This window comes from Acidimicrobiales bacterium (assembly GCA_035531755.1).
In the GTDB taxonomy this organism is placed as follows: domain Bacteria; phylum Actinomycetota; class Acidimicrobiia; order Acidimicrobiales; family UBA8190; genus DATKSK01.
The window spans coordinates 1-9,290 of record DATKSK010000008.1 but is presented as its reverse complement, the minus strand read 5'-3'; the positions used below and the strand labels follow the sequence as shown (position 1 = coordinate 9,290).

Genomic DNA, 9,290 nt, shown 5'->3' with positions numbered 1-9,290 from the left:
TTCCAGCGCACGCCGTCGGCCATCGGCGAGCGGGGCAACCGGCCCACCGATCCCGCCTTCGCCGCCGGGCTCGAGCCGGGCTGGCAGCGGGCCCGGATGGACAACTTCCAGGCGATCATGCTGGGCCGGCCCGTCGAGGTCGACCTGGTGGACGACGGCTGGACACACCACTACGCGGCGGTCCACCACCCCCCGCGAGCCGAGGGCATGACGACGGCCGAGTTCCTGCGCAGCGCCGAGGAATTCGACTACGGGATCATGGAGGCGCACCGGCGCCGGGTCGAGGAGCTGGTGGCCGATCCCGCCACGGCCGAGATCCTGAAGCCGTACTACCGGTATCTCTGCAAGCGGCCGTGCTTCCACGACGAGTACCTGCAGGCGTTCAACCACCCCAACGTCACGCTGGTCGACTGCCCCGCGGGGATCGAACGGATCACCGAGCAGGGCCCAGTCGTCGACGGGCAGCAGTACGAGGTCGACTGCATCGTCTACGGCACCGGCTTCGAGGCCGAGCTCACCCCGCTGTTCCGCCGGGCCGGCCACGAGATCGTGGGGCGTGGCGGCGGCACCCTGGCCGACAAGTGGGCCGACGGCGCCGCCAGCCTGTTCGGGATGATGAGCCGAGGCTTCCCGAACCTGTTCGTCATGCCGGCGCCGGGGCAGCAGGCGGTGGTGACCGTCAACTACACGCAGCTGGCCGTGCTCGGGGCCGAGTTCATCGGCGGGGCTGTCCGGCTGCTCGAGGAGCGGGGCGTGGAGGTGTTCGACGTGAGCGCCGAGGCCGAGGAGGCGTGGACACGGAAGGTCGTCGACTCCTTCGTCGACGGCAGCGCCGTCATGTCCGCCTGCACGCCGTCGCGCATCAACAACGAGGGCCATCCGGAAGCGATGAACCCCCGCAACGGCAACTACGGCCGCGGCATGGGTGACTGGTTCGGCTACCGCGAGCTGCTCGAACAGTGGCTCGACGCCGGTCGGTTCGAGGGCCTGGCGCTCGAGGTCCGGTCGCCGGCGTCGTGAGCGCGCGGCAGCAGGTCGCCGTCGTGACCGGCGGCGGCGGTGGGATCGGGGCGGCGATCGCCGAGGAGCTCGGTCGGGGCGGCTGGTTCGTCGTCACCATCGACCCCCTCGTGACCCTCGACGGCGCCGAGCGCCTCCCCGAGCCGGAGCAGACCACAGCGGGCCGCATCGTGGCGGCGGGTGGCTCGGCCCGGAGCTCGTCGGTGTCGGTGACCGACGGCGAGGCGGTCCGCGGCCTGTTCGGGGAGCTGGTCGACGAGCATGGCGGGCTCGACGCCGTCGTCAACGTGGCCGGCATCACCCGTCACAACAGCTTCGCCGAGGGTACCGAGGAAGACTGGCTCGCGTTGCTCGCCGTGCACCTGGGGGGCTACCTCAACGTGCTCGACGCCGCGCTGCCGCTCATGGCCGCCGCCGGGCACGGCCGCGTGCTCGGCGTCACCTCCGGCTCGGGGTGGCGGCCCGCCGATGCCGGTGCATACAGCTGCGCCAAGCGAGCCGTCGCCGCCCTCACGTGGCAGCTGGGCCGGCAGGCGCCGCCGGGCGTGACCGTCAACGCCATCTCGCCCATCGCGGCCACCCGGATGGTCGCCGCGGCCGTCGAGCGCGCTCGTCAGGCGGGCGGGGCCTCACGCGGTGGCGGGATGTCGCTCAGGTCGATGCCCGGTCCCGAGGACCTCGGGCCGCTCGGCGCGTACCTGGTCGGTGACGGATTCGGATGGTGCACCGGCCGGGTGCTCTTCGCCGGCGGGTCGGAGGTGGCGGTGGTGGACGAGCCCCATCTGCTCGAGGTGGTGCGCAGCGACGAGGTGGTTTCGCTGGCCCGGGTGCTCGAGGCCGTCGTCCCCCGAGCGTTCGTCACCGCCGAGGCCAGTCAGGCGAGCGGGGGCGGCGGCAACCCGCGGTTCGGGCCGATCTTCGACGAGCCGGCGCCCGCCGAGTTCGCACCGGCGCACGTGCGATCCTGTGCCGTCGTCACCGACCGCCCCCACCTGGCCGCGTCTCTCACCGTCGCGCTCGAGGCTCGGTCCGTCACCTGTCACCGCGCCGTGGTCGCGCACGGCTTCCGCGAGGCGGGCGAGGCGTTGCGCGCCATGGTCGAGACCGCCGGGCCGATCGACGCCATCGTCCTCGCGCCCGCCGGTCGGCAGCCGACGGTCCCGTCGACGGTCGGTTGGGAGCGGGTGCTCGCCGAGCACCGCGGGATCGTCGAGCACATCCATGCCGACGCCGGATGGGCCCGGGCGACCGCCGACTATGCCGCTGCTTCTGCCCGCCCTGTCCGGCTGGTGACGCTCACCGACGCCACCACGACGGGAGGCCGGAGTCGAGCCCAGGCCTCGGCGCAGCTCGCCCGAGCTGCCGCGGGATCGACGCACGGCCGGGTCACGGCTTTCGCGGCGGGCATCGAGGCGTCCGAGGCGGCGGCCGGCCGACCGGTGGGCGAGCTCGTCGCCCACCTGCTCGGCCACCCCGAGGCACCGGCACTCGCCGGTGCGGAGCTGGTGGTCGGCGCCGGATGGCTCGGCCTCCGGAGTCACCCCCGACCGATCGGCAGCATCACGTACGGCGGTCCCGCTGTCCCCGAGTGGCTCGGCGCCACGCTCCGGGAGGTCGTCAACGGCACGGGCGCCCCACCGCACGTGGAGGCCCGATGACCGCCCGGCCCAGCCGCGTCGTCGACGCCCACGTGCACCTGTGGGATCCCGCCCGGGCGGACTGGTACCCGTATCTGTCGCAGCCTCAGCACCACGGCACCGGCGATGCGTCGAGGATGCGCCGCCGCTTCGACGCCGACACCTACCAGGCCGAGACGGCGCGGTGGAACGTCGAGAAGATCGTCAACGTCGCCGCTGCGACCGGTCGTCACTCCATCGACGAAACCGTCGAGCTCGATGCCAACGCCCGTACGAGCGGCCGTCCCGACGCCATCGTCGGCGGCCTCCCGCCGACCGACACGGTGGCTGAGGCCGTCGCGCTCATCGACCGGCAGATGGCTGCGTCACGCTTCCGTGGGGTCCGGCCGATGGGCGCCCACATGGGGCCGCTGCCCGACGCCGGGGTGCTCCACGCACTGCGGGACCGGAACCTGCTCTTCGAGCTGATGGCGCATCCCGATCAGCTCCGGGTGGCAGCGGCGCAGCTCGCCGGCTTCGACGACCTGACCGTCGTCGTCGAGCACACCGGGTGGCCCCGCTCGAATTCGGACGAGGAGCGCGCTCTCTGGCAGGGCGGCATCGACGCCCTGGCCGGCCTCGGCGACAACGTCGTCTGCAAGCTCTCGGGCCTGGCCATGCCGTTCGGGTCCATGCGCGTCGACGCCTTCGCCCCCTGGCTCGAGTACGCCATCGATGCCTTCGGCGTCGACCGCTGCATGTTCGCCAGCAACTTCCCCGTCGACTCCATGTACGGCACCTTCGACGAGCTGTACACCACGTTCAGCGCCGTGACCGCCGGCCTCGACGGCGAATCCCGCGGGAAGCTCTTTGCCGACAACGCGGAGCGCGTCTATCGCTGCTAGGCCGCCCCGGTCGCCTTGGCGTGGGCAGGTCGGATCCGAACCGCCGTTCGCCGCGGACCGCCGGCGGTGGGACACCGCCGCCCGACGCCGTCGATCACCGGGGAGGCGGCGACCCTGGGCCGACCGCCCCGGGGCGATCTATCTTGCTCCGGCGTGGAGTCCGAATCGGGGGAGGACGGCCGCGGCCCGCTCGTGAGCCGACGGCAGGTGCTCGGCGGCGGGTTGACGGGGGCCGCCGCCCTCGTGGTGGCGGGCGTCGCCACCGGGGAGTGGGCGGGCCCGACCCCAGCGGGGGTGGCCGAGGGATCGGCGGCCCCGAAGCCGGGTCCGGCGCCGGGCAGACCGACGGGCCTGACCGTCGACGGGCTCGTGGCCCCCGTCGGCCTCGGCCTCGACGACGTGAACTTCGGGTGGCACGTGGGCGACACCCGCCGCGGCGCGGCCCAGCGCGCCTACCGGCTCGTCGTCTCGCGCCCGGCGCCCACGGGGGGGCGCGCCACGCCCGCCACGGTCTGGGACTCCGGGCGGGTGGCCTCGGGCGAGCAGGCCTTCGTCTCCTACAGGGGCCCTGCCCTCGCCCCCGACACCCTGTACCGCTGGAGCGTGCAGACCTGGGCGGCCTCGGGTGGCCCGAGCGGGTTCGCGCCCACGGCGACGTTCGAGACGGGCCTGCGCGACCGCGACTGGACGGCGCGGTGGATCGGCCGCGCCGCGCCTGCCGAGCCCGATCTGTACACGTACGCCCGCACCGAGGTCGTGCTGCACGACTCGCCCGTGGTGCGCGCTCGCGCCTACGTGAGCGGCGACCAGCAGTACGAGCTCTCCGTGAACGGGACGCGCGCCGGTAAGGGCCAGGCCTACTGCTACCCCGACTCGCAGTACTACGAGACCCTCGACGTCACCTCGCTGCTGCGGCCGGGCGCCCCCAACGCCATCGCCATCCTCTCGAACTGGCAGGGTGCGACCAAGGGCCATCCCGCCGGCAAGCCCGGGGTCATCGCCCAGGTGTCGATCCTGCACCGCGACGGCCACCGGGCGATCGTGGCGACGGACGGCTCGTGGCGCGTGCGCAACGGGGCCTGGCTGCCGGCGACACAGCGCGACCTCGAAGGCGACCAGGTCGACTTCACCGAGAACATCGACGGAGGGCTGGTCCCCGTGGGCTGGGACCGGCCCGGGTTCGACGACAGCGGCTGGGCGCCCGCCGCCGTCCTCGGGCGCGCCGGCGTGGCGCCGTGGCGGCACCTGGTCGCCGTCCGCACCCGCATCGTGGAGGAGCCGGTCGAGCCGGTCTCGCTCACCCGCCTGGCGTCGGGCGCCGTCGTGGCCGACTTCGGCAAGGTCTACGCGGCGGTCCCCACCGTGACCTTCCACCAGGGGGTGGCGGGGCGCGTGGTCACGATGCGGGCGGGGTACCTGCTCGACGAGCCCACGCCCGGCCAGCCCTTCACCGGGGAGGCGGGCCGGGTGTCGACGACGCGGGGCACCCAGCACACCGACATGAGCTACTCGTACGTGCAGCGGGGCGGGACCGAGGAGTTCCACCCCTTCGACTACCTCGGCTTCCGGTACTTCCAGGTGGACGACCCCGGCGAGACCCTGGCGCCCGGGGACGTCGTGGCGCGCACGCGCCATGCGGCGGTGCCCGACGAGCACGCCGGGACGTTCACCTCGTCGGCACCGGGTGTCGACGCCGTGTTCGAACTGGCGCGCCACTCGGCGCTGTTCAGCGCCCAGGAGCAGTTCATCGACACGCCGACGCGCGAGAAGGGGCCGTGGCTGTGGGACGGGTTCAACGAGTCGCGGACGGCCATGGCCGTTTTCGGTGAGCAGAACCTCACCCGCAAGTCGCTGCTCGAGTTCGCCCAGTCCCAGGCCCGCTACTGGAAGAATGGTTCCATCAACAAGATCTACCCGACGGGTCTCGGCGCCCTCGACATCAACGAATTCACCGAGATCTATCCGGAATGGGTGTGGCAGTACTGGATGCACACCGGCGACCGCAGTCTGCTGAAGGCCGTATACCCCGTGCTGGTCCGGCTGTCGGGCTACGTCCACGACTCGATCGACGGCGGGACGGGGCTCGTCGACGACCTGCCGTCGACGAGCATCTACTACTCCTTCCCCATCGTGACGAGGTTGAACGTGCTCGGCGCCAACGTGTTCCGCCGCACGGCCGACGCCGGCGCCGCGCTCGGGCGCCCTGCCGCCGAGGTGGCGGTCCACCGCCGCCGCCAGGTGCAGCTCACGGCGGCCGTCAACCGGCACCTGACCCGCGGGGACGGCATGTACGTGGACGGTATCGACGGGAGCGGAGCGCGCACCGCGCAGGCGTCGCAGGACGCCAACGCCTGCGCGCTCGCCTACGGAGTGGTGCCGGCCGGGCGCCAGGCGGCGGTGGCGGCCTTCGTCGCCGGCCAGGGGATGGCGGTGCCGCCCCGCACGGCCGACGAGGTGCTGCGGGGTCTGGCCATGGCGGGACGGACCGAGGACGTCGTGCGGCTCCTGACCGACCCGACGATCGACGGGTGGGCCCGCATCCTGGCACTGGGCGGCACCTTCACGTGGGAGGTGTGGGAGCCGTCCGACGCCAACGGCGACAGCATGTCGCACGGCTGGGGGTCCACCGTGCTGGTCGACATCCAGCGCACCCTTCTCGGCGTGCGCCCGACGAGCCCCGGTTACGCGTCGTTCGACGTGACGCCACCGCGTGCCGGGCTGGCGCAGGCGGCGGGGATGGTGCCGACCCCGCGGGGGACCGTGTCGGTCTCGTGGCAACGGAGCCGGGAGGCGGTGGCCCCCGGGCCCTTCACCCTCGACGTGACGGTCCCCCCCAACAGCGCGGCCACCGTGCAGCTGCCGGTGGGGACGGCGACCGGCGTGACCGAGAGCGGGCGACCCCTTCGAAGCGCCCCCGGCGTGCGCGTGGTCCCCGGTGCCCGCGGCGAGGTCGTCGTGGGCGTGGGAGCGGGGCAGTACCGGTTCCGCGGTCCCACATGACCGACGACCCGGACACGGTCCGGCTCGAGCCCTTCACGGGGCCGTGGGCCGACGACGACCCCGACGCCAACTTCAAGGCGGACGTGGCGCTGTACGCGCACGTCGACCCGATGGTGACCATCCGCACCCTCAGTGGCAACGTCGGCGTCCCCGAAGGGGCGCTCGTGCACTACGTGCTGGCGAAGTGGGCCACCGGGGGCAGCGGCGGCCTGCTGGAGCTCGGCCCCGCCATGGTGCACCGGCTGTGGGAGGCGATCGAGCAGGCCGAGCGCACCGGGACCACCGAGGCCCGCCTGCAGGCGTACGACCGGCTGCGGCAGATGGTCGAGTGGCTCCGGCTCCCGCTCGAGGACCCGTCGATCTACCCCGAGCAGCGCTGACGCCCCCTCCACGCGCCCCGGTAGCGTGGAGGCGCAGGAGACCCGCGCTACGGAGGACCGGTATGACCGAGCCGCTCGACCCCGAAGGCCCCCGGTGGCGGGGCATCAACCATCTGGCCCTCATCACCGACGACATGGACGCCACGGTCCGCTTCTACCACGGGGTGCTCGGCGCCAGGCTGGTGGCGACCATCGGCACCCCGCAGTTCCGTCACTACTTCTTCGAGTTCGGCGCGCAGAACACCGTGGCGTTCTTCGAGTACGGGGGGCTCGCCCTGGAGCGCTTCGCCAAGCCCGCCGGCGTGCCCGACCCCCGGGCCGTGCAGTTCGACCACCTGTCGTTCAACCTTCCCGACGAGCACGCGCTCCTCGAGCTGCGTGACCGGCTGAAGGCGGCGGGTTGCGGCGTGACCGACGTGGTGGACCACGACTTCATCCGCTCGATCTACTTCACCGACCCCAACGGCATCGCGCTCGAGGCGTCGTGGTGGGCCCTCGACGCCACCGGGCGCCCCGCGGACTACGGCGACCACCGTCTGTTCTCCGACCCCGACCCCGTGCCCGCCGTCCGTGAGCTGCGCGACGAGGGGTCGGTGCGGTCGGTGCCCCACACCACGCTCGTCTGACCGCCACCACCACGGTCACCACCGGGCCCCCAGGGTCGGCCCCGGCAGACCGGCGCGCTCGCAGCGGTGCCCACGGCCGGTGCCGGGTGCCCGGTGCCGGGCGCCGTCAGGACGTCGAGCCGGACGCGGTGGCCGAGGTGAAGTTGAGGACGAAGGGGGCGTTCGGCGGCTTGAAGAGCCACCCCGGCGCCGTCTTCCCGTTGATCTTCACCACCATGAGCACGAAGCTCGAGCCGACGTTGACCGTGAGCTGGCCATTGGCCGAATCGATCAGCGCCGTGTCGCCGGCCTGGAGGGTCTTGCCGAAGATGGGGGAGAAGCTCTGGGGGGTGCTGGCCGAGACCCAGCAGGGCTGGCTGGCGGCCACCTCCACGCTGAACTGCGCGGCGCGCACGGAGATCGACGCGCCGGCGTTGGTGATGGAGGTCTGCGTCACCACCGAGCTGCGTGTGGACGACGGGCGCGAGCCGGCGCCGCCCGACGTCGACGTGCCGTGGTGGGCGCCGCGCACCAGGTGGATGTCGGCCAGCCATTGGGGGTGATATCGGTGGACCGCCAGGCCCCCGACCCCCACGAGCAGCAGCACCACCGTGCACCAGACCGCGGCGCGCAGGGGGGCCGGCGCGGGCCGGACGGGGCGGTGCACGGCCGGCATGGCCGGGAAGACGCCGGTCACCGAGAATTGCCCGTGGGAGGCGAAGCCGTTCTCGGCCGGAGTGCCGCCGCGCGTCACGCCCGGAACCTGCGCCGTCTGGGTGAAGGCACGCAGGTGTGACTCGTCTCCGGGGTACCGGCTGAGGTGGCCGGTCGTCGGGGGCGGCGGGGGCGGGCTCTCGCTCCGGCTGCGGGCGGCGCTCTTCCTCCCCCGTCCCGACGGGGTCGGCGTCGGGCTCGGGAACCCGGCGAGCGGGCTCCCCCAGTGCTCCTGGACCACCCGGGCGAACTGAGGGGAGTCGAGGTTCATCAGGTCGGTGTAGCGCTGCACGGCGGTGAGGGCCGTCCGCTGGTCCTGGAACCGCGACAGGTCGCCGGACTCCAGGGCCTCGAGCTGCTGCCAGGGGACGCCGGTGCGGTCGTGAACCTCGGCCAGGGTCACGGCCGAGCCCTCGCGGGCCTCGCGCAGCGCGGTGCCGATGTCGACGGGCGTCGCGGGCCACTGCTGGCGTCGAGTCCCGCGGCGCCGCATGGTCCTGTCGCCGGCTGCGGTTGCCACAACGCCCTCCCTAACCCCCGTATGAATGGTACTTCGGAGTCCGAGTCGCCAGGCCTCAGGTGTATGCATCGGCGGGTAGGGCCCGACCCTGGACCCGGGACCCCGATGCCTCGGGGGTCCCGGAACGGAGCCGTCGGCAGGCGGAGCCGAAGGTGGTCGGGACGAGCAGACCCGGCCGGCCCCGTCGGCGCCGAGCGGCCACGACGGGGGGACCCCGCCGACGGGACCGGGACGGCCCACCACCGGGCGGAGAGTCTTCGCTGCGACCGGTGGCGGGGCCCACCACGGCCCGCACGGACAGGCTGGACTGACGCCGCCGTCAGAGCTGACATTCGCGTCAGGAAACGCTAACGTACCCGCAGGGGGCGGCCGGCCTGGAGAATCGCGTTGGCGCTGGTGGCACGCAGGACGCCGCGGTGGCGACCCCGTGAGATCCCTGGTGTGAGAGGAGTGCGCATGCAGGCTGACGACGAGGCATCGGGGGCCTCCGCCGGCATGGTGGCCGATCTGGCCTCCTCGGACGATCCGCG

At 73.3% G+C, this 9,290-nt stretch carries 7 protein-coding genes; 6 read left to right on the top strand and 1 reads right to left on the bottom strand.

All coding sequences use genetic code 11. From position 1 onward, the window contains the following. The 6 genes from VMV22_02035 to VMV22_02010 form a co-directional block, all read left to right on the top strand. Nucleotides 1-1,020: monooxygenase (locus tag VMV22_02035; protein ID HUY21098.1), on the top strand; the 1,020-nt coding region annotated here is incomplete at its 5' end. Beyond that, nucleotides 1,017-2,678: an SDR family NAD(P)-dependent oxidoreductase gene (locus VMV22_02030; protein ID HUY21097.1), complete on the top strand. Its 1,662-nt coding sequence runs from the start codon at nucleotides 1,017-1,019 to the stop codon at nucleotides 2,676-2,678. The genes VMV22_02035 and VMV22_02030, both read left to right, overlap by 4 nt. Then, nucleotides 2,675-3,541, top strand: a complete 867-nt coding sequence (locus tag VMV22_02025; GenBank protein HUY21096.1) for an amidohydrolase family protein — start codon at nucleotides 2,675-2,677, stop codon at nucleotides 3,539-3,541. Before VMV22_02030 ends, VMV22_02025 begins: the two co-directional genes overlap by 4 nt. Before the next feature lie 153 nt (nucleotides 3,542-3,694). Continuing rightward, entirely contained in the window at nucleotides 3,695-6,541 is a 2,847-nt protein-coding gene (locus VMV22_02020; GenBank protein ID HUY21095.1) for a family 78 glycoside hydrolase catalytic domain, read from the top strand. Next, entirely contained in the window at nucleotides 6,538-6,921 is a 384-nt protein-coding gene (locus VMV22_02015; GenBank protein ID HUY21094.1) for a DUF6027 family protein, read from the top strand. The genes VMV22_02020 and VMV22_02015 overlap by 4 nt, the downstream gene beginning before the upstream one ends. A gap of 62 nt (nucleotides 6,922-6,983) precedes the next feature. Continuing rightward, nucleotides 6,984-7,547 carry a VOC family protein gene (locus VMV22_02010; protein ID HUY21093.1) on the top strand — a complete coding sequence of 188 codons (564 nt, stop codon included), beginning with the start codon at nucleotides 6,984-6,986 and terminating at the stop codon, nucleotides 7,545-7,547. A 106-nt stretch (nucleotides 7,548-7,653) separates the two neighbouring features. Here the strand turns inward: VMV22_02010 and VMV22_02005 are convergent, their stop codons facing one another. Then, nucleotides 7,654-8,760 carry a helix-turn-helix domain-containing protein gene (locus tag VMV22_02005; GenBank protein ID HUY21092.1) on the bottom strand — a complete coding sequence of 369 codons (1,107 nt, stop codon included), beginning with the start codon at nucleotides 8,758-8,760 and terminating at the stop codon, nucleotides 7,654-7,656. Nucleotides 8,761-9,290: the final 530 nt, after the last annotated feature.